We start from the raw sequence: 23,309 nt of genomic DNA, 5'->3' as shown, positions 1-23,309 counted from the left end.
AGCCCATGAGCCTCCGCCCCGATATTTCCGAGACCCTCGCCCGCGCCCGTGCCGATCTGCGGATGGGGGTGCCGATTGCCCTCATCGGTGAGGCGGGCAGCGCGCTGGCGCTGGCGGTGGAATCGGCGAGCGATGCGCGGCTGGCGGATTTGCGGGCGCTCGAGGGCACGATTGGCGTGGCGATCACCGCGCGGCGGGCCGAGACGATCAAGGCGCGGGCCTATGATGGAGATATCGCGCGGATCTGTCTGCCGAAACGGGCCGATATGGTCTGGCTGCAGGCGCTGGCCGATCCGGCGGATGATCTGGCGACACCGATGAAAGGCCCGTTTCACACGCTGCGCGAGGGCTCTGCCGATCTGCATCGGCTGGCGGTGGCGCTGACCAAATCGGCGCGCATCCTGCCCGCCGCCATCGTGATCGAGACCGAGCACGCGGCGCGGCTCGCGGCCGAGAATTTTCTCACCGTGGTTCCGGCCTCGGATGCAATCCTGCGGATGACCCAGGCCTCGGCCATGGATCCGGTGGCGAGCGCGCGGCTGCCGATGGAAGTGTCGACGGCGGGACGGCTGCATGTGTTTCGCCCCGAGGATGGCAGCGAAGAGCATTACGCGGTCGAGATTGGCCGCCCGGACCGTGACAAACCGGTGCTGGCGCGGCTGCATTCGGCCTGTTTCACCGGCGATGTGATCGGCTCGCTCAAATGCGATTGCGGGCCGCAACTGCGCGGGGCGCTGGCGCAGATGGGGTCCGAGGGGGCCGGGGTGCTGCTCTATCTCAATCAAGAGGGGCGCGGCATCGGGCTCGCCAACAAGATGCGGGCCTATGCGCTGCAGGATCAGGGGTTCGACACGGTGGAGGCCAATCACCGGCTGGGTTTCGAGGATGACGAGCGCGATTTTCGCATCGGGTCGAGCATTCTACGGCAGCTCGGATTTTCGAGCGTGCGGCTGATGACCAACAATCCCGGCAAGATCGAGATGATGGAGCAGATGGGCATCACCGTGGCAGAACGGGTGCCTCTCAAGCTTGGCGAGAACGATCATAACCGGGCCTATCTCGCCACGAAGGCGCAGAAATCGCGGCATATGCTCTGATCCCAATGGATCGGAGCGCGACCTCCTTGGGCACATGTCATAAAACGGCAACGCCGCGCGCGGCAGGCCGCCAAAGCGGTGGACGTTACAATTGCTTTCACCTTTCGAGTGTGAAAAAGCAGGCACGACACTAACCTTACCGAGTGAACCCATGGCCGAAATTTCGCAGTCCGAGTCTTCCCGTAACCTGTTGTCGCGCGGCGCCGAGGAAATCGATCTTGGCCAACTTCTCGGCACGTTGTGGCGGGGCAAGCTCTGGATCGCGATTGCGATGGCGGTGGCGCTGCTTCTGGGGGGCTATTACGCCTTTGTCAGCGCGGTGCCGACCTATACCTCTTCGGCGACCGTCGCGCTCGAGAGCCGTCAGGATCAGGTGGTCGATATCGAAAGCGTGGTCACCGGGCTTGGCGGCGATCAATCCACCATCAACACCGAGGTCGAAGTTCTGCGCTCGCGCGGGCTCTTGGAACAGGTGGTCGAGCGGCTCGACCTGACCAATGACCCCGAGTTCAACGCCGCGTTGCGGGAACGGTCGATGTTTTCGCTGGGCGCGCTCTTGTCGGTGTTGCGCAGCGGCAGCGATGAAGAGGTGGCGGAGCGCCGGGCGCTCGATTCGGTGATCGATGTGCTGTCGGACAAGGTGGCGATCAGCAACATTCGCAACAGCTATGTGTTCCGGATCACGGTGACGACGGAGGCGCCGCGCAAATCGGCCCTGATCGCCAACACGGTGGCCGAGGCCTATATCCGTGACCAGATTTCGGTGAAATTCGAGAAGACCGCGCAGGCGACCGAATGGCTCAGCGATCAGGTGAGCACGCTGCGGCTCGACCTTGAGAATGCCGAGACCGAGCTCAAATCTTTCAGCAGCAGCACCGATCTGATCAGCCCCGAGGGCCTGTTCGCGCTGAACCGGCAGCTCAAGGATCTGCGCGACCGCAAGTCGAACCTGACCGAGGCGATTGCGGCGCAAAAGGCCGCGGTGGTGAACCTCGAGACGGTCGAAGGGCTCAGCCCCGAGGAAAAGGCGCAGCGGGCGAATGATCCGAGCCTCGCGCGTCTGGCCGAAGATATTCAGAACGGTGTCGAGGGCGCGGCGGAGAGTTTCGAGACGCAATATGCGGTGCTTCTCACCCGGGCGCAGCAGGAGGTTCTGCGGCTCGAGGCACAGTTCGAGGCGGTCGACACCTCGATTGCCGAGCTGACCGAGCGGATCGAGACGCAATCCTCGGAGCTGGTGCGGCTGCAGCAGCTTGAGCGCGAGGCGCAGGCCAATGGGCTCATCTACGAGGCATTCCTGAGCCGCCTCAAGGAGACCACGGTGCAGCAGGGCATTCAGCAGGCCGACAGCCGCATCCTGTCGCAGGCGGTGGTGCCGCTGTCGCCCTCCGCGCCGAAGAAATCCATGATCCTCGCGCTGTCGCTCATCCTTGGGGCGATGGTCGGCGGCGCTGCGGTGCTCATCCGCGAGATGTCGCAGAACACCTATCGCGTGGCCGAAGCGCTCGAGCGGAACACCGGGCTTACCGTGATCGGCCAGATCCCGACGATCCCGAGCCGCAACCGCGCCAATGTGCTGCAATATCTCACCGATAAGCCCAATTCGGCGGCGGCCGAGGCGGTGCGCAACCTGCGGACCTCGCTCTTGCTCGCGAATATCGACATGCCGCCACGGGTGATCATGTCGACCTCGTCGATCCCCGGCGAAGGCAAGACAACGCAATCGATTTCACTGGCGCAGAACCTGTCGGGGCTGGGCAAGAAAGTGCTGCTGGTCGAGGGCGACATCCGCCGCCGCGTGTTCAGCGAATATTTCGACATTCACGACAAGCCCGGCTTTCTGTCGGTGCTGGCGGGCGAGGCAAGCTTGCAGAGCGCGGTGACTTTCAACGAGCAGCTGCAGGCGGATATCCTGCTGGGCGAGACCTCCAAGGTGAACGCGGCGGATCTGTTTTCCTCGGACACGTTTGCCCAGTTCCTCGGCACGCTGCGCGACGCCTATGATTATGTGATCATCGACACGCCGCCGGTTCTGGCGGTGCCGGATGCGCGGGTGATCGGGCAGCATGTGGATGCGATCCTCTACACCGTGAAATGGGACAGCACGACCCATCGCCAGGTCAATGACGGGCTCAAGAGCCTCGCCAATGTCAATCTCAAGGTGACCGGTCTCGTGCTCAGCCAGATCGATCAGCGCGGCATGAAACGCTATGGTTATGGCGACAGCTATGGCGCCTATCAGGCCTATTACAACAGCTGATCAGAGGCGGATCGGGCGGCGTTTGGGCCCGATCCCGAGGCTCTCTCCGGGGCTGCGTCCGGTGCCGTAAAGGTTTTGAAAAGGATTTCCCGAATGCTCTCCCGGACTTTGTCTTTGGGAGAGCCTTCATGTCCGACCGGTCCGACAATCTTTCACTGCCCTATATTCAGCCATCGCAGGCGCAAAAACATGTGACCCATAACGAGGCGCTGCGGCAGCTCGATGCGGTCGTGCAGCTCGCGGTGAGTAGCGCCAGTGTGACCACGCCGCCCGCCCTGCCCGAACCGGGGCAGCGCTATATCGTGCCTGCGGGCGCCAGTGGCGATTGGGCGGGCCAGGAGGGTGCGCTTGCGGTGTTTGAGGAAACGGGATGGGCGTTTTACGCGCCCAATCCGGGCTGGATCGCCTGGGTCGAGGACAGCGCGCGGCAAGAGGTCTTTGACGGCAGCGACTGGGGGCCGGGCATCGCCGCCCTGCAGGATCTCACCCATCTTGGCGTCAATACCAGCGCCGATGACATGAACCGGCTTGCCGTGGCGTCGCAGGCGACTTTGCTCACCCATGCCGGGGCCGGGCATCAGCTCAAGCTCAACAAGGCCGGCGCGTCGGATACGGCGAGCCTTTTGTTTCAGACCGGCTGGTCGGGCCGGGCCGAGATGGGGACGCCGGGGGGCGATGATTTCGAAATCAAGGTGAGCGGCGATGGCGCTGCCTTCAACACCGCGCTGCGGGCCGAGGCCACGACCGGCGCGGTGAGCTTTCCGTCGGGTGTGACCGGGCTCGTGCCCGATGCCTTTGGCGGCGGTGATCTCGCCAACACCGCCTATGTGGCGTCGCGCGGGCTCGATCTGGTGACCAATGGCACGGGGCTTTTGGGAAATAGCTACAATTTCCCGACGCAATTCACCTTTGACCCGGTGGTCTCGCCCAACCTGCCCGGGAGCTTTCGGTATGAAGGGCATTATTCGGCAACGCTCATCACCGATGAGGCGCTCGCGGTCGATCCCAACCGCTGTTATCGCATGGGGTGTTACCTGCGACAGCAAGGGCTGGCCGGGGATTGGTCTGGCTATACCTATGGCGAGCGGCACGGGCAGTATCTCGGGATCATGTGTCTCGACAGCGACGGGCTTGCGATTCAGGCCATGCATCACATGCGACACAAGCAGGCCGGAGTGGACAGCCGGACCACTTTGGCGGCACCGCTGGCCCCCGGTGATACCGCGGTGCATCTGAGCGATTCAACTGGGTGGAACGACAGCTATAGCGAGACCTATCGACGGGGGATCACGATCTTTGGCTACCGGAATTCGGCGGGCTATCTCTATGAGGATTACACCCGGCTGGCGGCGTTCGATCTGTTTGAGCTCACGGGCGTAGACAAAACCAATCATATCATCACGCTCAAGGCGCCGCTGCCAGCCAGTCTTGGCAATCCCGATGACGCGGGCGGCGTCTGGCCGGTGGGCACGGTGATCGCGAATTCCTCGAGCGGCAGCGCCTATAAATATGCGCTGTTGGAAAAGACCTATGCGCCCGAGGTGGATCGGTGGTACGCGGCGCAGAATTACATCGGCGGCGTCGATCGGTCCGGGCAGAATGTAAAAAACAATTTTGCGCCCGGCACGGCCTTTGCGCGGCTTTTCTGGCTGGCCAATTATACCAATCGGGTGGGCGGCTATGCCGGGCATCCCGATACCGGGGCCTCCCATGCCATCTGGTTTGCCGGGCTGTCGGTGCGGCCCGACGATCTCTGCCACGCAGCGCCGGTGACGAGCGGGGAATTGGCTGGCTCTTGGACGCTCCATGCGCCGCAGGGGGATGTGAGCACCGGGGAGATCAGCCTCGTGCCCGCCGCGCTCAGCCTTGCGCCGCTGTAAGCGGCGGGGGTTCGGCGGCTCGCTCGGGATCGAGCCAGAGCCGCCGGGCCAGCCGCACCCAATAGGCGGGGCCGAGGTCCTCGCGCCAGAGAAGATCGGGCGCGGGGGCAAAGGATGTGAGCGAAAACCCCGGTTGCAGTCGGCGGACCCGGTCGCAAAGCGCTTCGTTGGCGGGGTCGAACCGCCCTGCCAAGGTACGGTGTTCGGCGCGGGTAAAGATCGTGGCCCGGCGGGTGGGAGCGTATTCCAGATCGAACGCCGTGTTGGCCGCCGCCCGCAGCCTGGCGTCCGGCAGGGCGCTGCCCGCCACCGCCAGCGCGGCCCAGATCGTCAATGCCCGGGGCGAAACATTGGCCTGACCCACCGGCGAATGGGGCAGGTAAATATCCGGCGCGAGGCCCGGCGCGACATAGCGCATGAGGCTCGCCAGCACCCCGCCCGGTGCGTTGCAGGCGGCGTGATAATCCAGCAGACGTATCTCATCCGCGGCAAAGCTCTGCCGGAGGCGGTCGTAGAGCCTGCCATAGTCGCAGAACACACCATCCACCATCCCGGTCTCTACCGCTTCGCCGACCAGATCGGGCGGGCGCGGTGGCAGCCGGGCGCGGGCAATCTCCGCATAGACCGATTGCAGGAAGGACAGCTGATCGCGGAGCACGCAGAGCACGAGAATGTCGTAGCCTGCAAAGAGGCTGCGCAACGCGTCGAGGTCGGCATATCCGCCGGGACCGCCGGCCCGGGACAGCTCTTCGCTCGAGAGCATAATAGTGGCCTCGCTGTCGCGCCATTGCCGCGCAAGCTGCGCGAGCCCGGCGCGTCCCCCACTGGGCGTGGCATAGGCGGCGGGCAGCGCAATCCAGTCGGTCAGAAAGCCGTGATGGCCGCTATGGGGTGACAGATCGGGATAGATCACCTGCGCCTGCGCCAAGGCGGCGCGGGCGACGGCAAGGCAGTCCTGCACCCAGGTCGTCCCGGTTTTATGAGTGCCGATATGGAGGACGAGCCTAGCCATGAGCGCTCGTCCGGTCGTCATGGTGCTGCTCGCGCAAGGCAGTGGTTTCCGAGAGCACATCGAGATAGAGCCTGCCAAAGCGCGTGCTCGGTTCGAGCATCGCTTTTTCCGCCCATTCGTTCCAGGCGTTGATGAAAAGCTCCCCGCGATAGCTCTGGCTCAGCGGGCCGCCACAAAGCCCGCGCAACCAGTTGCGAAAGCTCGCCGGGGTGGCACCATGGGCGATATGGGCGCGGGGGCCGCGCCGGGCGGTGTTGTCCCAGCTCGGCATGATTCCGGCGATGGTGTTGGGCGGCAACCTGTCACGGTACTGTGGCGTCAGGCTGCGCGCGGCGATGGCGCGGTAATCATAGATGAGCCCGGCAAAGCCCGGGGCCGGGGCCGCGGCGCCCATCCGATTGCCCGCGCTGCCGCCAAAGAGGAAATCCTCGCCTTTGACGAGCCCATGCGGCGGCATTTCGACCCAGAAATCGAACAGGGTCGGATCGACCGCGTTCTTGCCCGCCACGTGAAAGGACACCGCGCCAAGCTCGACCGGGCCGATCCCCGCCTCGGCCCAGGCGCGGCGCATGCGGGCGATATTCTGTTCCGGCGCGGGCATGTCCTCGGGGCGGTAGATGACAAAGCGCGGGCGGCGGCCATCGGGCCGCTGATAGCGGGGGTCGCGCATATAAGGCAGGGTCGAGGCCACGAGTGCGGCCTCAAACCCCGGCGCATAGCTCTGATCGAGCAGCACCTCGCCGCTCAGCCCGTCCCAATTGCGCCGCCAGCTTTCATTGGCCCAGCAGAGGTAGAAGGGAAAATCGATCTCGGGGCGCGCGAGCAACCGGTCGAGCGGCTGTTCCAGCACGCGCCGCCCACCGAACCAATAGTGATAGACGCAAAAGGCATCGATCCCGGCGCCCCGCGCGAGAGCCGCCTGATCGCCCATGACCTCGGTGGCGCGCAGGTCGTAATAGCCGAGATCGGCCGGGCGCAGGGGCTGCAGATGGCCGGGAAAGGCCGAGGCCGCATCGACCACACCGCGCCATTCGGTAAAGCCCGGGCCCCACCAGGCGTCATTCTCGGCGATCGGATGAAACTGCGGCAAGTAGAAGGCCGAGACAAAGCTCGGCGCGCGCAGGGCGGGGGCGCCACTGTGACCCGCACGGCGCGGGCGCATCAAAGCGGCGGTTTCGCGAATCTCCTGCCCGGCGGCGAGGGCCAGCCCCCCGATGGCGCGTTCGACCGCATGGGCGAGCGTGCCGTCGACTTGGCCTTTCTCGGGTTCGAACATCGGCGCATCGAGGTCGAGCGCCTTGATCATGCCGAGCATCAAGGGCTTCATCCAATAGATCGACCCGGCCGGAAAACGCAGCGCATCGAGCAGCGGATCGAGCTCGACCCGGCGCAGCACGGCGGCGGTCTTGTCCCGGTTGATGCCCCACCAATCACGCGCCGCATAGGCCTGCCCATCGGCGACCCAGAAGGCGGCCGCGTCATCGGCAAGGAAGTGCTGCAGCCTTTCTTGCAACCCGGTGGCGGGCAGCACGCCATCGATCAGATGCCTGCGCCATTGATCGCCATCGTCGCGATGCGGCGATTTCTTGGTATGGATCTTGCACAGCGCGTCATAACCATCAAAGGCCCCGGCATTGGCCAAGAGCAGAAACGGCAGGATGTCGCGGCCCCGGTTCGGCACCGGCGTGACAAAGGCGCGGGGAAAGCGTTCGGTGATCTCATCGGCGAGCCAGCGGGTTTCCTCGCCGCGCCAGGTCAGCGTGATATAGAGGTCGATCCCGTCGCCGATCTCGTCAAACCGGGTGGCAAACTCGGGCCAGAGATCGGGATAGTAAATATGGGCATGCAGCGCGAACCGCGCCTTGGGCCGGCCCGGATCAAAGCGCAATCGCGGTAGGGGACAGCTGGGCAGCGGTCGCGTGGCATAGCGCGGTTGCCCGCTGCGCCCCTCGCCCTGACCAGAGGTCAGATAATGCATCAAGGGCGGGATGCCCGAGCCCGCCACATCCGGGTTGAGCCGCAGATACTCTTCGGGCGCGAAATCGGCCCGGGGCCGAAGCCCCATCTTCTCGCCCCAGGTGACATAGTGATGACGCGCCCAGAGCCGGCAGGACCAATGCAGATCCTTATGTTCGCGGCGATAGAATCGGACGTCGAACGCCCCGCGTTTGGCGATCAGGCGGGCATAGCGGCGCAGGGGCCGGGGCGGGAACATCAGGCGCAGCGCCTTGCCGATACGTCTGCGCCACATCTCGAATCGTCCCATCGTCAACCTCGCAATCCTCCGAACTCGCCCCATGCTAGGTCAGAGCGGTTAACCAACACTGAAAGCGCGTCCTTTTCCCTAGAACCGGTCGAGCAATTGCCGCGCGTGGCGGCGCAAGAGCAGCAATCCCAACAGCAGAGAAAGCGCCGCGATCCCAAGCACATATCCAGGCGACAGGGCGTCCGGCGCATAGCCGGAATAGAGCCCCGCCCGCATCTGCGCGATCACATGCACCAGCGGGTTGAGCCAGATCCAATCATCATAGGGGCGCGGCACCGCATCGGGCAAAAACAACACACCCGAGAGGATGAAAAGCGGCCGGTTGAGGATCGCCCAGGCCCGTTCCCAGATCGGGAAGGCCTCGAATAAAAAGGCGTTGAGAACGCCAAGCCCCGCCCCCAGCGCCGCCGCCAGCCCCAAGCCCGCCGCAAGCGCGCCCGCGTCGGGCCGCAGCGGCGTGCGGGACAGGGCGACAATCGCGCCGAGCACCAGCCCGATCACCACGAGATTGGTCAGCGAATTGAGCAGGAACCGCGCCATGAGCGCGTCCCACCAGCTCACCTTTGGATAGGCCATGAGGGGCCGCGAAAACCGCAGCGCCACGCCGATTTTCTGCACCAGATCGCTGTAATAGGCGAAGGGCAGATAGCCGCTCGCATAAAACAGCGCGAAATCGCGCCCAATGGGCGGGTGGTCAAAGGCCAACGCGAACACCACGGTCAACAGCGCCACCGCCGCCACCGGTTCGGCCACGGCCCAGAGATAGCCGCCGGGCGTGCGGCCATAGCTCGTCGACATTTCGCGCAGGATAAGGGCCAGCGTGGCGCGGCCCGCGACAAGGGCAGTCATGTGGTCTCCGGTTAGGCAAATCTTGAGGTTTCCGGTTTAGCCCTTGGGGATGAAGAAACCCTTAGCGGCCAAAGGACCGGGCCCATGTCACATTCCCTGATGCGGCGCGCCAGCACCGTGCCCAAACCCGATGCGCGGCCGGAATTTCCGGCGCTGGTGCCACCCGGCAGTCTGGTCGAAGGACAGCTCGCCCCGGCCCGCCCGGCGCGGGCGCGGCGGCGGCATCTGCTCGTGCTGCTGAGCTTTCTGTGCCTGGTGCTGGGGCAGACCGGCATCGCGGGCTGGTATCTCTATCAGCGGGCGGCGGATCAATATGCCGCCAGCTTCGCCTTCACCATCCATAGCGAGGCCGAATCGACTGGCGGGCTGCTGCAGGCGATGCCGGGGCTTTCGGCGCTCACCGGAAGCGCCTCGCCAGACAGTGACATCCTCTTTCAATATCTCCGCGCGCCCGATCTCGTGGCACAGGTGGATGCCGCGCTCGATCTCCGGTCGGTCTGGTCCGGTCCCGTGCGCGATCCGGTCTTTGCCTTCGATCCCGAGGGTTCGATCGAGGACCTGACCCGCTATTGGGCGCGCATGGTGCATGTCGACTATGACGCGGGGCCCGGCATTCTCACGGTCGAGGCCCGCGCCTTTGACGCGGGCGATGCGCTCGCCCTCGCGCAACAGATCGAGGCGGCCTGCGCCGCGCTCATCAACCGGCTGAGCGCCATCGCGCGCGAGGACAGGCTGTCGCATGCGCGCCGCGAGCTGAGCCGCGCCGAGGAAAGGCTCGGCACGGCGCGGCAGGCGCTCACCGGCTATCGCGCCACCCATCGCATCGTCGATCCGCTGGCCGATCTCGAGGGCGAAATGGGGGTCATCCAGCGGCTGCAGCAAAGCCTCGCCGAAGAGCTGGTGACGCTCGACATGTTGCAGGCGACCACGGGTCAGGGCGGCAAGGCCACCCGCAAGGGCGAGATCACCGATGCCCGGATCACCCAGAGCCAGCGGCGCATCGAGGTCATCCGCGACCGGATCGCCAGCGAGCGGCGCAAATTCGGCGACGCCGCCGGGGATCGCAATTATGCGCGGCTGATGGGCGAGTTTGAGCGGCTCAAGGTCGATGTGGATGTGGCGCAGGAGGCCTATGTTCTCAGCCTGGCGAGCTATGAGACCGCGCGCGCCGAAAGCGACCGGCAGATGCGCTATCTCGCCACCTTCAGCCAGCCGACGCGGCCCGAACGGGCGCTCTATCCGGACCGGATCATGTGGCTCCTGGCGGTGGCCGCCGGGGCGCTGCTCTTGTGGTCGGTGATGGTGCTCGGTGCCTATAGCCTGCGGGACCGGGCATGAGCGGCGCGGCGTGGGGCGAACTAGGAGGGCAGCGGTGATCCTGCTGAGCCATGTCTGGAAAACCCACAAGAGCCGCGGCGTGCAGAAATGCGTCGCCCGCGATCTCTGCTTTCGCTTTCCCACCGGGCAGGCGATGGCCCTTCTTGGGCGCAATGGCGCCGGAAAATCGAGCCTGTTACAGCTCATCTCCGGCATTTCCCGCCCCGATCAGGGACGCATCCTGCGCCGGGGCAGCGTGTCCTGGCCCGTCGGCTTTCAGGGCAGTTTTCACCCCGATCTCTCGGGGCTCGAAAACGCGCGATTTGTCGCCCGGGTTTATGGGGTCGATACCGATGAAATGACGCGATTCGTTGCCGATTTCACCAATCTCGGCGCGCATTTTCACCTCCCCGTGCGGAGCTATTCCGCCGGGATGCGGGCGCGGCTCGGCTTTGCCATCTCGATGGCCGTACCGTTCGACACCTATCTCATCGACGAGGTGACATCGGTCGGCGACGCCGCCTTTCGCCGCAAGAGCGAGGCGATTTTGCGCGACCGGCTCACACGGGCGAGCGCCATCGTCGTGTCGCATTCGACCGATCTTCTGGCGCGGCTCTGCACCTCGGGGGCGGTGCTCGAAAACGGGCGGCTTTTCTACTATGCGCGGGTGGCGCGGGCCATCGAACATCACGATCACCTGATGCGCGGCCAGCTGCCGCCCTGGCTGCGATAGCGGGGGCCGATGCGCGAGGAGATCACCCTGCTCATGCTGGTTCTCAACGGTCAGGCGCATCTCTGGGACCAGCTCCAGAGCCTCGCCCGGCAGAGCCATCGGCCCACCCGACTCATCGTCTCGGATGACGGGTCCGAGGATGACAGCCTCGAGATCCTGCACCGCTTTGCCCGCATGGCCCCGTTTCACGTCACCGTGCTGCGCGGGCCAGGGCGCGGCTATGCCCAGAACATCCATTGCCTGCTGCGTGCCGCGCCCAAGGGCATCATTGGGTTCAGCGATCAGGACGATGTCTGGCTGCCGGACCGCATCGCCCAAGGTCACCGCGCACTCGAAAGGCTGGCCCATCCGGCGCTGCATGTGACCGGGCGCATCGTCACCGATCCGCAGCTGCGACGACGCCGGCAACTGGCGCATCACCCGCGCCCCGGCTTTGCCAATGCGCTGGTGCAGAACATTGCCCCCGCCAATGCGACGATGCTCTCTTCGCGCGCCACAGAGCTGGTCCGCCTCGCCCTGCCCCCCGCCGATCTGATGCCGCCCTTTCCCGATTGGTGGATCTACGCGCTGACCACGGGCGCCGCCGGGGCCGTGCTCTGTCAGGACGGCGCCTCGGTCCTCTATCGCCAGCACGGGGCCAATACGCTCGGCGCGGCGCATGGGACGGCGGCCTGCCTCCGCCGGCTGCGCTATCTTCTCGGCGGCCGTTATGGGATGTGGCTTCGGGCGCAGACGCAGGCGCTCTGGCGGGTGCGCGACCTCCTTGACCCCGAGGCGCAGGCGCTCTTGCAGCGCTTCTCGATCGGGCTCCATCAGGGCGGCTGGCATCCCGAGGCGCTCGGCATCCGCCGGCAGAGCCGCGCCCAACAGGCGGCGCTCTGCACCGCCGCGCGGCTGCGGCTTCTCTGACCGCCAAACCGCCACCGCCCCCCCGCAGGCGGTTACAAGTCTAATCAATCGTCATGGCTTGGCCACAATCTTTCGCCGCTGATGCCGCGATGACAGGGTCCACTCCCCCGACAAACCTATCAGACCGTTGGGGGCATCATGGTCGCACTTACATTCCGCAACACCTATCTCAGCGAAGACCCGTTCTACCTGAGCGGGGTCGAGGCGCTTCTCGGCCAGTCCGAGGGCAGCGCCACTTGGCTTTACGCCGGATCGCAGGCCACCGGCACGATCACCCGCTTCGCCCTCTCGCAGGGCAGCGGGCTCGGCTCTCCCACCACGGTCGAGCTCTCGGGCAATGGCTCGGTGTTCCGGGTCAGCGATCTCGCCCTCATCGGCGATGGCAGCGGCGCAGAGCTCCTCGCGAGCCGCGTCCACACCCAGCAGATCAACAGTTTCGACATCGGCAGCACCGGCGCGCTCAGCGGTCAGACACAGGCCATCTCCGCCCTCGCCGCCCCGGTGACCCAGATCGCCACGATCACCATCGGCGCGCGCGATTTCCTGATCACCGGCACCCGCGACGCGCCCGGGATGCAGATCTATGAATGGCAGGCCTCGGGACAGCCCGCGCTGCGCGACAGCGTCACGGATCACGCCAAGGTCGCCCTCGGCAACGTGAGCGATATCGCTACGATCACGGTCGATGGCACGCCCTTCCTGCTCACCGCCTCGGCGCAGGACAACGCGATCAGCAGCTTTCACATCGCCGCCGATGGCAGCGCCACGCTGATCGACAGTTTCGGGATCAAGGACGGGCTCTATGTCTCGGGGCTCGACAGCATCGCCAGCGTGTCGGCCCATGGCACCGAATTTGCCGTCGTCGGTGCGACCGGCTCTTCCACGCTGAGCCTGATGCGGGTCAACCCGATGGGGGTGCTCTATCTCGAGGATCACGTGATCGACAGCCTCGCCACAAGGTTTTCGCGAATCGACGCGCTGGCGACCCTCTCCATAGGCGACCGGGGCTTTGTGCTGACCGGGGGCGGCGACGATGGCATCGGCTTGATGGAAATCCTCCCCGATTATCAGCTCCTCGCGCATGGCAGCCTGCTCAACACGCCGGGCGGGGCGCTCTCCAACCTCACCGCGCTGACCACCGTGACCCTCGGCACCGAGGTGCAGGTGATCGCGGCGGGTCAGCCGGGGCTGACCCTCGCCACGCTCGACAGCGCCGATATTGCCGCGCCGATGATCGGCACGGCGGCGGCCAACAGCCTGACCGGCAGCGCCCGACAAGACCTGATCTGGGGCGGCGCGGGCGATGATCAGCTGTTCGGCGGCGCGGGCGACGACGTGCTGATGGGCGGTGCCGGCTATGACCGGATGACCGGCGGCGCGGGGGCCGATATCTTCTGCCTCGACGATGATCTGCCGGTCGACCGGGTGCTCGATTTCAACCTCGGCGAGGACCGGATCGACATCAGCCGCTGGGGCGTGCAATCGCTCGACGCGCTGACCATCATCAGCCGCTCCTACGGGGCCGAACTGCGCTATGGCGACTTTGCCGCACGGCTCTATGACGATGGCGGGGCGCAGCTCTACAGCACGGATTTCAGCAGCGGCGATTTCATCTTCTGACCGGCGGGGTTTGACAGCCCGGCGTGACAGGCCAGACCGTTCAAATTGCGGCGGATTTCTTGAACGGATGTAAATTCGCGCTTGCTATCCTGCCATCCGGGAAACGGGTGAATGGGGGTGTGTCATGCCACAGACAGGACAGGTGTTGCGCGGGCTGGGCGGGCCGCAGGGCTTTGGCGAAACGGCGCTGGCGCGCGGCGATGACGACAGTTTTCAACTGGATCTGAGCGCGGTCTTCGACGCCGGGTTCCATATCTTCGGGCGCAGCCATGCGGGCACGGCGCTTTGGGTCAACACCAATGGCGCGCTGAGCTTTGGCGGCCCGCTCGACGGCTACCGGACCGAGACGACCGGCCCGCTGGCGCAGGATGTGATCGCGCCCTTCTGGGCCGATGTCGACACGCGGATCGACGGCGAAGGCGCCGAGAGCGGGCAGATCTGGGTCGATATCGACAGCGCGCTCGACCGGGTGACGATCACCTGGGACAGCGTCGGCTCTTACCGGCGGCAGGCGGATGACACCAATCTCTTCCAGGTCACGCTGACGGATCGGGGCGGCGGCGATTTCGACATCAGCTTTCGCTATGAGCGGATCGAATGGACCTATGGCACCGCCGAGGGCGACGCCGGGGCCAGCGCCCAGATCGCCGGGCTGCGTCTGCCCCTGCCGCTGCTGATCGGCAGCGATCCGGCGCTCTTGCACGAAAGCCTCGGCAACACCGGCCAGGCTGTCACCTGGCAGTTCGAGATGCGCGACGGGGCGCTGCCAGGCGCGGTGCCGGTCACCGGCGCGGTGCTCGAAGGTGGCGCGACGGGCGATGTGCTCACCGGCGGGGCGGGCAATGATCTCCTGCGCGGCCGCGACGGGCCGGACATCCTGCGCGGTCATGACGGGCATGACTGGCTCTTTGGCGGCGATGGCGGCGATACGCTCAACGGCGGCGACGGCAATGACGTGATCTATGGCGGCACCACCGACGCTGACATCAGCGATGTGATCTACGGCGGCAATGGCCATGACCGGATCTATGGCGGCGCGGGCAATGACATCGTCTATGGCGGCAATGACAATGACAGTATCGAAGGCGGCGCCGGCGCGGACGAGCTTTTGGGCCAGCTCGGCGATGATGTGATCACCGGCTCGGCCTGGTCCGATCTGATCTATGGCGGCGAGGGCAATGATTTCATCAATGGTGGCTTTGGCTCGGATCGGGTCAATGGCGGGACGGGGGCGGATCGCTTCTATCATCTGGGCATTCCCGACCATGGATCGGACTGGATTCAGGATTACACGAGCACCGAAGGCGACAGTCTGCTCTGGGGCGGCGGGCCGGATTCACCACAGAATTTTCAGGTGAATTTCGCCGAAACCCCCAATGCCGGCACCTCCGGCGTGGCCGAGGCCTTTGTCATCTACCTGCCCACGGATCAGATCATCTGGGCGCTGGTCGATGGCGCGGCACAGGATCAGATCAACATCCGGATCGCGGGCAATGTCTTTGACCTCATGGGCTGAGGATATGGACTTGGGCACCGATCCCGCGTAACAGACGCCACGGTTATGGGTGGCTGTTGCGGCGCGTTCGGGTCCGAGAGGATCGGGTCCTATCGCGCCATGTGAAAGAGACGAAAAGATGGTGCTGAAACGGTTGAAATCGCTGGTGTCGGGTCGCTCCGCCCCGTCCCGGCCACAGGGGCGCGTGGCCCCGGAGCCGCGTGTCGAAACACGGCTCGCCCCAGAGCGGCCCTTCGTGGCGATCGGCGATATCCACGGCTGTTTCGACCTCATGCAGCGGCATTACACAACAGTGCGCGCCGAGCTTGGCGAGGCGATCGAGGTGGTGTTTCTCGGCGATTACGCCGACCGTGGCCCGCAATCGGCCCAGGTTCTGGAACAGCTTTTCGCCTGGCAGAGCGCCAGCCCCGACACCGTGATCTGCCTGATGGGCAATCATGAGAAAATGCTGCTCGAATTTATCGACGACCCGGCGGGCAAGGGGCTGCGCTGGCTGGTCAATGGCGGCCGCGAAACGCTGGCGAGCTATGGCATCACCCTGCCGCCGGGGCAGGTCACCGCCGATGACGCCGCCGATGCCGCCGACGCCTTTGAGGCGGCGCTGCCCGACGGGCTCGAGGCCTGGCTGCGCGATCTGCCGCTGATCTGGTCGAATGGCAATATCCACTGTGTCCATGCCGCGATGGACCCGTCCAAACCGCCGGAGGCCCAGAACCGCCGCACCCTGCTGTGGGGGCATCGCGATTTCCTGACCACCCCGCGCGCCGATGGTCAGACGGTCGTGCATGGCCACACGATCATGGCCGAACCGACGCTGGGCGACACGCGGATTTCCATCGACACCGGCGCCTATCACAGCGGCCGGTTGACCGCCGCGCTGATCAGCCCCGGCAGCTGCGAGTTCAGCCTCTAACCCAGCCCCTCGATAAACCGCTTGATATGGCCGGCGACCACATCGCCCGCCTCCAGCAACAGCGAATGTTTATAGCCGTCGAGGATCACCAGCTCGGACCGGGGCAGCGCCGCGTGGATGGCCCGGTTGAGCCGCGGGTTGCAGCCGCCGTCATTCTCTCCAGTGAGCACCAGCGACGGCGCGGTGACCTCATGCAGCCAGGGCGCCATTTCCGTGGTCGCATAGATGTCGAACACGTTGAGAAACACCTCAGGATCGGTCGCGACCACCTGCTTGAGCCGCGCTTCGACCACATCGGCATGGCGCTCGATGAACGCATCGGTGAACCAGCGGTCGGTCAGCGTGCCGAGCACCTGCGCGATCCCCTTGTCGCGCATCGCCTGCACCACGGCCCGCACCTTGGCGCCGTCATCCTCGGTGCGAAACGCCGCGGTCGACAGCAGGCCGAGCGACAGCACCCGGTCGGGATAGCGATGCGCATAGGCCGGGCCGATCATCCCGCCGAGCGAATGCCCGGCAAAATGCGCCTGCTCGAACCCGGTCCGCTCGCGCAGCCGTTCGAGATCGGCCACCAGCTCGTCGAGGCCAAACACCCCCTCGGATCGCGGCGACGCGCCATGGCCGCGCAGATCATAGGTAATCACGGTGAAATGCGGCAGCAGCACCGGCAGGGCCTTGGCCCAGGTGTTGCGCGCCGCGCCGATCCCATGGATGAGGAAAAGCGGCGGCCCCGCCCCTTCGACCGAATAGGCGCAGTCAACCGGCGTCGCCATGGGACGGCTTACGCTTTGGCCGGGGCGGCGGCCCGGTCCGAGGCGAGAACCCCGCCATTGGCCCAATCGCCCTGATCGACATCGGTAAAGACGATCTGCACGGAGTCCGGCGTGCTGCCCCCGGCGCGGACAAAGGCCTCGGTCAATTCCTTGGCGAGCGCGCGTTTCTGCTCGGGCGTGCGGCCCTTGTACATTTCGACACGGATCATCGGCATTGGGTCACTCCTCGGATTGCGGGCGCACGATATGAAAGGCGCCGCTCAGATAGGTCAGGGGCTTTTCGCCCGCGTTGGAAATTCCGGTCACATCGCCGATGCAGATGGCATGGCTGCCATGCACATGGCGGTGCCGCAGGGTGCAGGTGAACGAGGTCGCGCGCGGCAGGGTCGGGCCGAACTCGGTGATATTCACGTCGAGCCCGTCAAACCGGTCGGGATTGTCGCGGTCAAACGCCCCGGCAAAGCGCTGGGCAATCTCGACCGCCCCTTCCGACAGGATATTGACGCAAAACGTGCCATTGTCGCGCACCGCCTGGGCAATCCGCGAATCCGCCTTGAGACAGACCAGAACCGAAGGCGGATCGGCCGAAAGCGAGCTGAAGGCGCTGACGGTGGCCCCCATCTGGCCCGCCGGGCCATCGGTGGTCACAACGGTCACGGTCGAGGCGACCTGCCGCATGGCGTCGATGAAATTCTGTCGATGATCGCTCATTCTGCTGCCTGCGCTCCTGTTTCGCCCGTGGTGAAATGAGGCATCACTTCTTCGGCGAAACAGGCTATCGTGTCCAGTGCTTCACGGGCCTCAAGCCCGAAATTGGGGTTCAGGATCACCCGATCGACCCCCATTTCGGCATAAGGGCCGAGTTTATCGACCATTTCCTGCGGGCTACAGATAATGAGCGCCTCGCCCAATTCTGCGATGGGCGTCTTGCAGGGCAGCTCGCGGATCATGCCATGGCTAACCTCGCCCGGCCCGGTAAAGACATTGTCGAACCGCCCGTAATAGCGATGCGCCGCCTCGAGCTTGCGCCGCGCCTCATCCGCACTGCGCGCCACCTGCCCGACCCGCGACAGGGTGAGCGTGAGATGCGCCCCGGCCTCGCCCATCTCGTCGCGGGCGCGGGTGAATCCCGACACCTGATCGCGCAGCAATTGGGCATCGCCCGAGAGCGGCGTCGTCTGGATGTGAAAGCCGCGTTTCGTGCAATGGTAAATGCCCTCGGGGTTGAGCACCGCCATCATCATCTGAATGTCACGCACCGGGCGCGGCATGATGGTGATCGGCTCGAACTGGTAATACTCGCCATCCCAGGACACCTCTTCGCGGCTCAACAGCGCCTGCAGCACATCGAGGGATTCGTCGAACCGGGCGCGGGTCTCGGCCATCGGCACGCCCATCCGGTCCATCTCATAGGCAAAGGCGCCGCGCCCCACCCCAAGCATGAGCCGCCCTTCGGTGAAAATATCCGCCACCACCACTTCGCCCGCGTAAACCCGCATGTCATGCAGCGGCAGCACCACCACCGAGGTCATGATTTTGACGCGCTCGGTCATCGCCGCGATCTTGGTCGCAAAGGTGAGCGGCGCAGGCATCATCAGGCTGTTGATCAGGTGGTGTTCCGTCACCGACACCGCATCGAACCCCAGCCGATCGGCAAGCACCGCCTGCTCGAGCATATCGGCATAGACCCGGTCGCCGCCATAGCTCTTGTCCGGGTAATCCGCCGAAAGCTGAATGCTGAATTTCATGGGTCGTCCCCCGAGTGCTCTGTCTGAATGCGCGGTCTTGCGGCTCTGTCCCGGTCACTCTGGCACAGAATTTTGCATTCGGATAACGGATTTATTCTATGCAATAATTCAAAAATCTTGCATCTATATCCCATGAACATCGCCGCAATTCAGACCTTCCTTGCCGTGTATCGCTGCGGCAATCTCAACCGCGCCGCCGAAGAGCTCAACGTGACGCAATCGGCGGTGACGGCCCGTCTCGACGCGCTCGAGGCGCAGCTTGGCGCGCGGGTTCTCATCCGCTCGCGCAAAGGGGCCGAACTGACCAAGGCCGGGTTTGCCTTTCTCAAACAGGCAGAACTGATCTGGCAAAGCTGGGAGGTGGCGCGCGCCCGCGTCAGCCTGCCGCGCGGCATGTCGCGGCTCTGCTCGCTGGTCGTGGGCCCCGGTCTCTGGCAAGGGCTGGCGGCACCTTGGGTCGCCGATCTGCGCGCCGCCCATCCCGGCACCGCGTTTGAAATCTGGTCAGGCCTTGCCTCGGATGCCGCGCGCTGGCTGCAAAGCGGGCTGTCGGATGCGGCGCTCTTGCCCGAACCGCTGAGCGGCGGCGATCTCGGCACGCGGCTCTTTGCCAGTGAACGGCTGATCCAGGTGGCAAGCCAGCCGCGCGACACCTGCGACTGGGACCCGGATTACGTCTTTGTCGATTACGGCCCCGGCTTTCGCGCCCGCCACACCGAGGCCTGGCCACAGGACAACACCGCCAATCTGAGCTTCAACACCCCGTCTCGGGCGCTCGCCCAGCTCATCGACCATGGCGGCTCCGCCTATCTGCCCGAGGCGCTGGCCCGGCCCTATCTCGACCGCCGCACGCTCTTTGAGATCCCCGGCTCGCCCGAATTTCAGCGCCAGACCCATCTCAGCTGGCGCAAACCGAGCGTCGAGCTCTTCCCATGGCTTACAGGCTAGGGCGCAGCGATCGGGGCTTAACGCCGGTAGCGATTGACGAAATTGCGCAAGATCACCTCCGGCGCGCGCACCTCAGCGGCGCGGCACATGGCGATCAGATCCTCCGCCGTCTCGGGCGGGAAATAGCCCTTGTTGCGGTAAATCCGGATCCGCGTCTCGAACCCCGCGCCATCGGCTTCGGGGTGGAATTGGGTCGCATAGACATGTTGCCCATGGCGCACCATCTGATAGGGGCAGCTGTCCGAGGCCACCAGATGGGTACAGCCCTCGGGCAACACATGCAGCGCCTCCTTGTGGCCGACAAAGGCGGCAAAGCTCTCGGGCACCTGATCGAGCAGCGGATCGTCTTGCCCGGCCTCCGTCACCCGACAATCGGCGGTGCCCACCGGCTCGCCATAGCGGCCCTTGCCGACCTCGGCCCCGAGATGCGCGCCCAAGATACCGATGCCATAGCAGCAGCCAAGAAAGGGAAAATCCCGCGCCGTCACCTGCGGCATCAGCCCCAGCACCGCCGCCTCGATCCGCGCCTCCTGCGCCGTTTTCTCCTCGGGCGCATCGCTCACACAGCCGGGGCCGCCACCGACGATCACCCCGCTCAGATCGTCGAGCGTCAGATCCTCGGGGATCGCCTCCTGATCGAGCCGGATGCGCCGCACCTCGCCCGGCTCCAGCCCGCCCTTGGCAAGAAAGGCCGCGAACTCATCATCCGACGCCTCGGTTTCGGGGCGCAGCTGCAAGATGAGAAAGGGCTTGGTCATCGGGTCGGTCCTGATCTGGGTCGAATGCCATCCAAAATGCCCCGAATGGGCCCCGGGTTCCAATGGGAAATCGCCCGCAACCGTGCCATGCTTGACGCAGCCCCGCAAAGGAATAGGGTGCGCGCGACCTCAAACACGACCAGAACCATGAGTGGATCACGACCATGACACAACGCCTGCACCTCGTTTTCGGCGGTGAGCTGTCCGACCCGACCAAGACCGTTTTCAAGGATGTGAACGACCTGCATATCGTCGGCATCTTCCCGAATTACGAGACCGCCTATAACGCCTGGAAATCCGAGGCCCAGCGCACCGTCGACAACGCCCATATGCGCTATTTCATCGCCCATCTGCACCGGCTGCGGGATGAAACCACCCCCGCCTCGCCCACCGAGGAACTCGGCTAAGGCGCGCGCGATGGCGCCCCGATCCCTGAGCCTGTCGGCCTATCTCGCGCTCACCCGGCGCGGCAATGGCCAGCCGGTCTATGCCACCGAGGCCGAACGGCCGGCGGGGGAATTGATCTGGGGTCACGCCAGCAATATCGACCACGCCCATGCGCTTGTGCAACTGGCGGCGCGGCTGGCCCAGATGCGCCCCGATCTCACGCTCCTGCTGACGACGCCCGCCTCGATGGCCGATATCCCGCTCTCCGCCTCCTGCCTCATCCGCGAGGTGCTGCCCGAGGATACGGTGGCCAATGGCGAGGCCTTCATCGACCATTGGATGCCCGAGCTCTGCCTCTGGACCGGCGGCGATCTGCAACCGGCGATCCTGAATTGCGCCGCCAATGCCGATCTGCCGATGTTTCTCGTCGACGCCAATGAAGAGGGCATCGTCAAACCCGGCTGGCGCTGGTTCCCGGACATGCCGCGCGCCCTGCTCAACAGCTTTTCGATGATCCTCGTGCAGAATACTGAAACCGTGACCGCGCTGCGCCGCCTCGGGGTGCGCGACACGGAGATCGCCGTCACCGGCATCTTTCAGGAGGGCACGCTGCCGCTGCCCTGCAACGAGGAAGAGCGGCAAGAGCTCTCCGACCTGCTCAAGACCCGCCCGGTCTGGCTCGCCGCCATGGCGCAGGCCGAAGAGCTCGACATCATCCTCGCCGCCCACCGTCAGGTGAGCCGGATGACCCACCGGCTCTTGCTGATCCTGGTGCCCGACAAAGAGGCCGACGGGCCCGAATTCGCCGCCCGTCTGCACTCCGAGGGCTACGAGTTCACCCGCTGGTCCGAAGGCACGCTCCCCGAGGAAACCACCCAGATCCTCCTTGGCGACACCCATGGCGACATGGGGCTCTGGTATCGGCTGGCGTCGGTGTCGATGATGTGCAGCTCGCTCAAGCCCGGCTATGGCGGCCAGGACCCGAATGAACCCGCCGCCCATGGCTCCGCCATTCTCTATGGCCCGAATGTGAGCCGCTACCTCACCTCCTACAAACGCTATGCCGGGGCGGGCGCGGCGCGGATCGTGCGCGACGAGGACACGCTCGCCGCCGCGCTGAAACGGCTCATCGCACCGGATCAATCCGCCGCCATGGCCCATGCCGCCTGGGACGTGGCCTCGCTCGGGGCCGAGGTCACCGACCGCATTCTCGATCTGGTGCAGGACACGCTCGACGTGCTCGAGGCGGTCTGATGCGCGCGCCGGGCTTCTGGACCCATCCGCCCGAGGCCCCCGGTCTCACCGCGCGGCTCCTGTCGCCCTTGGGCGCGCTCTATGCCCGCGCCACCGCGCGGCGCGTCGCCCGTCCCGCCGCCTACCGCGCGCCGGTGCCGGTGATCTGCGTCGGCAATCTCAACGCGGGCGGCACCGGCAAGACGCCGACCGTGATCGCGCTGGTGCAGATGCTCACCGCCCGAGGCATCACCGCCCATGTGGTGTCGCGCGGCCATGGCGGGCGGCTCACCGGGCCGGTCGCCGTCGATGAACGCGGCCACAGCGCCGAGGACACCGGGGACGAGCCGCTCTTGATCGCGGCCTTTGCCCCCACCTGGGTCGCCCGCGACCGCGCCGAAGGGGCGCGCGCCGCCGTCGCCGCCGGGGCCGAGGCCATCGTGATGGATGACGGGTTTCAAAACCCCGATCTCGCCAAGGATCTGTCGCTCATCGTGGTCGATGCGACGCGCGGTTTCGGCAATGGCCGCTGCCTGCCCGCCGGGCCTCTGCGCGAACCGGTGACGACCGGTCTCGCCCGCGCCGATCTTCTGCTCTCCATCGGGCCGCAAAAGGCGCAGGCGCAGTTCGCCCACGACTGGGGTCATGTCCTCGCCCTGCCGCATCTCACCGGCGCGCTCACCCCGCTGCAGACCGGGATGGATTGGTCGGACACACGGGCGCTCGCCTTTGCCGGGATCGGCAACCCGGAGAAATTCTTCAACACGCTGCGCGCCGCCGGGGCCGATCTGGTCCGGGCCGAGGCGCTCGCCGATCACCAGCCGCTGACGCCCGCGCTGATGTCGCGGCTCGAAGGCGAGGCGCGGATGCTCGGCGCCCAGCTTGTCACCACGGAAAAAGACGCCGTGCGCCTTCCGCGCGAGTTCCGGCAAAAGGTGATCACCCTGCCCGTGCGGCTCGAGATCGCCGACAGCGCGCCGCTCCTTGCCGCCCTCGACCGGCTCGGATTGTAACAGTAACACTTTGGCCATTGCGCCAATCCAAATCCGGGCGTAACCCGTCCCTAACCTTCATTGCATACAATGGTGTA

General features: G+C 65.5%; 21 protein-coding genes. 13 read left to right on the top strand and 8 right to left on the bottom strand.

Translation table 11 applies throughout. The features are described 5' to 3' along the window. Nucleotides 1-5 precede the first annotated feature (5 nt). From ribA to ISM_RS07350, 3 genes are all read left to right on the top strand, one after another. Nucleotides 6-1,097 (top strand): GTP cyclohydrolase II, encoded by a 1,092-nt coding sequence (gene ribA / locus ISM_RS07360; protein WP_009813506.1) that lies wholly within the window; start codon nt 6-8, stop codon nt 1,095-1,097. Between the two features lie 151 nt (nt 1,098-1,248). Further along, nucleotides 1,249-3,357, top strand: a complete 2,109-nt coding sequence (locus ISM_RS07355) for a polysaccharide biosynthesis tyrosine autokinase (protein ID WP_040617936.1) — start codon at nt 1,249-1,251, stop codon at nt 3,355-3,357. A gap of 128 nt (nt 3,358-3,485) precedes the next feature. Continuing rightward, entirely contained in the window at nt 3,486-5,237 is a 1,752-nt protein-coding gene (locus tag ISM_RS07350) for a DUF2793 domain-containing protein (protein ID WP_009813504.1), read from the top strand. Here ISM_RS07350 and ISM_RS07345 read toward each other — a convergent pair. The 3 genes from ISM_RS07345 to ISM_RS07335 form a co-directional block, all read right to left on the bottom strand. Next, complete coding sequence (locus ISM_RS07345) at nt 5,218-6,249, bottom strand: hypothetical protein (protein ID WP_156783333.1); 1,032 nt, start codon at nt 6,247-6,249, stop codon at nt 5,218-5,220. The genes ISM_RS07350 and ISM_RS07345 overlap by 20 nt on opposite strands. After that, on the bottom strand, nt 6,242-8,515 hold the full coding sequence (locus ISM_RS07340) for a glycoside hydrolase family 99-like domain-containing protein (RefSeq protein WP_338053138.1): 2,274 nt from the start codon (nt 8,513-8,515) through the stop codon (nt 6,242-6,244). Before ISM_RS07340 ends, ISM_RS07345 begins: the two co-directional genes overlap by 8 nt. Nucleotides 8,516-8,593: 78 nt before the next feature. After that, nucleotides 8,594-9,364: an ABC transporter permease gene (locus tag ISM_RS07335; protein ID WP_009813501.1), complete on the bottom strand. Its 771-nt coding sequence runs from the start codon at nt 9,362-9,364 to the stop codon at nt 8,594-8,596. Between the two features lie 84 nt (nt 9,365-9,448). On the opposite strand from ISM_RS07335, the gene ISM_RS07330 reads away from it, so the two are divergent. The 6 genes from ISM_RS07330 (at nt 9,449) to ISM_RS07305 (ending at nt 16,372) form a co-directional block, all read left to right on the top strand. Further along, entirely contained in the window at nt 9,449-10,702 is a 1,254-nt protein-coding gene (locus ISM_RS07330; RefSeq protein WP_254655661.1) for a KpsE/RkpR family capsule polysaccharide export protein, read from the top strand. A gap of 34 nt (nt 10,703-10,736) precedes the next feature. Beyond that, a complete protein-coding gene (locus ISM_RS07325; protein ID WP_009813499.1) occupies nt 10,737-11,414 on the top strand; it encodes an ABC transporter ATP-binding protein in 678 nt (225 codons plus the stop codon). Between the two features lie 9 nt (nt 11,415-11,423). Beyond that, nucleotides 11,424-12,323, top strand: coding sequence for a glycosyltransferase (locus ISM_RS07320; RefSeq protein WP_009813498.1), 900 nt, complete (start codon nt 11,424-11,426; stop codon nt 12,321-12,323). 138 nt (nt 12,324-12,461) lie between these two features. Next, nucleotides 12,462-13,943: a calcium-binding protein gene (locus tag ISM_RS07315; protein WP_009813497.1), complete on the top strand. Its 1,482-nt coding sequence runs from the start codon at nt 12,462-12,464 to the stop codon at nt 13,941-13,943. A 124-nt stretch (nt 13,944-14,067) separates the two neighbouring features. After that, entirely contained in the window at nt 14,068-15,459 is a 1,392-nt protein-coding gene (locus ISM_RS07310) for a nidogen-like domain-containing protein (protein WP_009813496.1), read from the top strand. A gap of 118 nt (nt 15,460-15,577) precedes the next feature. Further along, nucleotides 15,578-16,372 (top strand): metallophosphoesterase family protein, encoded by a 795-nt coding sequence (locus ISM_RS07305; RefSeq protein WP_009813495.1) that lies wholly within the window; start codon nt 15,578-15,580, stop codon nt 16,370-16,372. On the opposite strand, the gene ISM_RS07300 is transcribed toward ISM_RS07305, so the two are convergent. The 4 genes from ISM_RS07300 to ISM_RS07285 are packed head-to-tail and all read right to left on the bottom strand — an operon-like array spanning nt 16,369 to nt 18,893. Then, complete coding sequence (locus ISM_RS07300) at nt 16,369-17,145, bottom strand: alpha/beta fold hydrolase (RefSeq protein ID WP_009813494.1); 777 nt, start codon at nt 17,143-17,145, stop codon at nt 16,369-16,371. The two genes, ISM_RS07305 and ISM_RS07300, sit on opposite strands and share 4 nt — an antisense overlap. Before the next feature lie 8 nt (nt 17,146-17,153). Beyond that, nucleotides 17,154-17,360 (bottom strand): tautomerase family protein, encoded by a 207-nt coding sequence (locus ISM_RS07295; RefSeq protein WP_009813493.1) that lies wholly within the window; start codon nt 17,358-17,360, stop codon nt 17,154-17,156. A 4-nt stretch (nt 17,361-17,364) separates the two neighbouring features. Further along, entirely contained in the window at nt 17,365-17,856 is a 492-nt protein-coding gene (locus ISM_RS07290; RefSeq protein WP_009813492.1) for a flavin reductase family protein, read from the bottom strand. Further along, entirely contained in the window at nt 17,853-18,893 is a 1,041-nt protein-coding gene (locus ISM_RS07285; RefSeq protein ID WP_009813491.1) for an LLM class flavin-dependent oxidoreductase, read from the bottom strand. Before ISM_RS07285 ends, ISM_RS07290 begins: the two co-directional genes overlap by 4 nt. A gap of 132 nt (nt 18,894-19,025) precedes the next feature. On the opposite strand from ISM_RS07285, the gene ISM_RS07280 reads away from it, so the two are divergent. After that, the gene (locus tag ISM_RS07280; RefSeq protein ID WP_009813490.1) at nt 19,026-19,841 is read left to right on the top strand and encodes a LysR family transcriptional regulator; all 816 of its coding nucleotides are present in this window, start codon (nt 19,026-19,028) and stop codon (nt 19,839-19,841) included. A 17-nt stretch (nt 19,842-19,858) separates the two neighbouring features. Here ISM_RS07280 and ISM_RS07275 read toward each other — a convergent pair whose 3' ends face one another. Further along, complete coding sequence (locus ISM_RS07275) at nt 19,859-20,599, bottom strand: glutamine amidotransferase (protein WP_040618375.1); 741 nt, start codon at nt 20,597-20,599, stop codon at nt 19,859-19,861. A gap of 164 nt (nt 20,600-20,763) precedes the next feature. Here ISM_RS07275 and ISM_RS07270 point away from each other — a divergent pair, with 164 nt between their 5' ends. The 3 genes from ISM_RS07270 to lpxK are packed head-to-tail and all read left to right on the top strand — an operon-like array spanning nt 20,764 to nt 23,232. After that, nucleotides 20,764-21,006, top strand: coding sequence for a DUF4170 domain-containing protein (locus tag ISM_RS07270; protein ID WP_009813488.1), 243 nt, complete (start codon nt 20,764-20,766; stop codon nt 21,004-21,006). A 10-nt stretch (nt 21,007-21,016) separates the two neighbouring features. After that, nucleotides 21,017-22,240: a 3-deoxy-D-manno-octulosonic acid transferase gene (locus ISM_RS07265; RefSeq protein WP_009813487.1), complete on the top strand. Its 1,224-nt coding sequence runs from the start codon at nt 21,017-21,019 to the stop codon at nt 22,238-22,240. Then, on the top strand, nt 22,240-23,232 hold the full coding sequence (gene lpxK / locus ISM_RS07260; RefSeq protein WP_009813486.1) for a tetraacyldisaccharide 4'-kinase: 993 nt from the start codon (nt 22,240-22,242) through the stop codon (nt 23,230-23,232). The genes ISM_RS07265 and lpxK overlap by 1 nt, the downstream gene beginning before the upstream one ends. Nucleotides 23,233-23,309 lie beyond the last annotated feature (77 nt).

The organism is Roseovarius nubinhibens ISM, assembly GCF_000152625.1.
Lineage (GTDB): Bacteria > Pseudomonadota > Alphaproteobacteria > Rhodobacterales > Rhodobacteraceae > Roseovarius > Roseovarius nubinhibens.
The sequence above is the reverse complement of the archived record's forward strand: the minus strand, read 5'-3'. Positions and strand labels throughout refer to the sequence as shown.

Excerpts from the sequence above, each read along its gene's own strand:
- ISM_RS07300 (WP_009813494.1), bottom strand. The coding sequence starts at position 17,145 with ATGGCGACGCCGGTTGACTGCGCCTATTCGGTCGAAGGGGCGGGGCCG.
- ISM_RS07350 (WP_009813504.1), top strand. The coding sequence starts at position 3,486 with ATGTCCGACCGGTCCGACAATCTTTCACTGCCCTATATTCAGCCATCG.
- ISM_RS07330 (WP_254655661.1), top strand. The coding sequence starts at position 9,449 with ATGTCACATTCCCTGATGCGGCGCGCCAGCACCGTGCCCAAACCCGAT.
- ISM_RS07280 (WP_009813490.1), top strand. The coding sequence starts at position 19,026 with ATGAACATCGCCGCAATTCAGACCTTCCTTGCCGTGTATCGCTGCGGC.
- ISM_RS07290 (WP_009813492.1), bottom strand. The coding sequence starts at position 17,856 with ATGAGCGATCATCGACAGAATTTCATCGACGCCATGCGGCAGGTCGCC.
- ISM_RS07285 (WP_009813491.1), bottom strand. The coding sequence starts at position 18,893 with ATGAAATTCAGCATTCAGCTTTCGGCGGATTACCCGGACAAGAGCTAT.
- ISM_RS07335 (WP_009813501.1), bottom strand. The coding sequence starts at position 9,364 with ATGACTGCCCTTGTCGCGGGCCGCGCCACGCTGGCCCTTATCCTGCGC.
- ISM_RS07315 (WP_009813497.1), top strand. The coding sequence starts at position 12,462 with ATGGTCGCACTTACATTCCGCAACACCTATCTCAGCGAAGACCCGTTC.
- ISM_RS07355 (WP_040617936.1), top strand. The coding sequence starts at position 1,249 with ATGGCCGAAATTTCGCAGTCCGAGTCTTCCCGTAACCTGTTGTCGCGC.
- ISM_RS07275 (WP_040618375.1), bottom strand. The coding sequence starts at position 20,599 with ATGACCAAGCCCTTTCTCATCTTGCAGCTGCGCCCCGAAACCGAGGCG.
- ISM_RS07340 (WP_338053138.1), bottom strand. The coding sequence starts at position 8,515 with ATGGGACGATTCGAGATGTGGCGCAGACGTATCGGCAAGGCGCTGCGC.
- ISM_RS07265 (WP_009813487.1), top strand. The coding sequence starts at position 21,017 with ATGGCGCCCCGATCCCTGAGCCTGTCGGCCTATCTCGCGCTCACCCGG.
- ISM_RS07270 (WP_009813488.1), top strand. The coding sequence starts at position 20,764 with ATGACACAACGCCTGCACCTCGTTTTCGGCGGTGAGCTGTCCGACCCG.
- ISM_RS07320 (WP_009813498.1), top strand. The coding sequence starts at position 11,424 with ATGCGCGAGGAGATCACCCTGCTCATGCTGGTTCTCAACGGTCAGGCG.
- lpxK (WP_009813486.1), top strand. The coding sequence starts at position 22,240 with ATGCGCGCGCCGGGCTTCTGGACCCATCCGCCCGAGGCCCCCGGTCTC.
- ISM_RS07345 (WP_156783333.1), bottom strand. The coding sequence starts at position 6,249 with ATGGCTAGGCTCGTCCTCCATATCGGCACTCATAAAACCGGGACGACC.
- ISM_RS07310 (WP_009813496.1), top strand. The coding sequence starts at position 14,068 with ATGCCACAGACAGGACAGGTGTTGCGCGGGCTGGGCGGGCCGCAGGGC.
- ribA (WP_009813506.1), top strand. The coding sequence starts at position 6 with ATGAGCCTCCGCCCCGATATTTCCGAGACCCTCGCCCGCGCCCGTGCC.
- ISM_RS07305 (WP_009813495.1), top strand. The coding sequence starts at position 15,578 with ATGGTGCTGAAACGGTTGAAATCGCTGGTGTCGGGTCGCTCCGCCCCG.
- ISM_RS07295 (WP_009813493.1), bottom strand. The coding sequence starts at position 17,360 with ATGCCGATGATCCGTGTCGAAATGTACAAGGGCCGCACGCCCGAGCAG.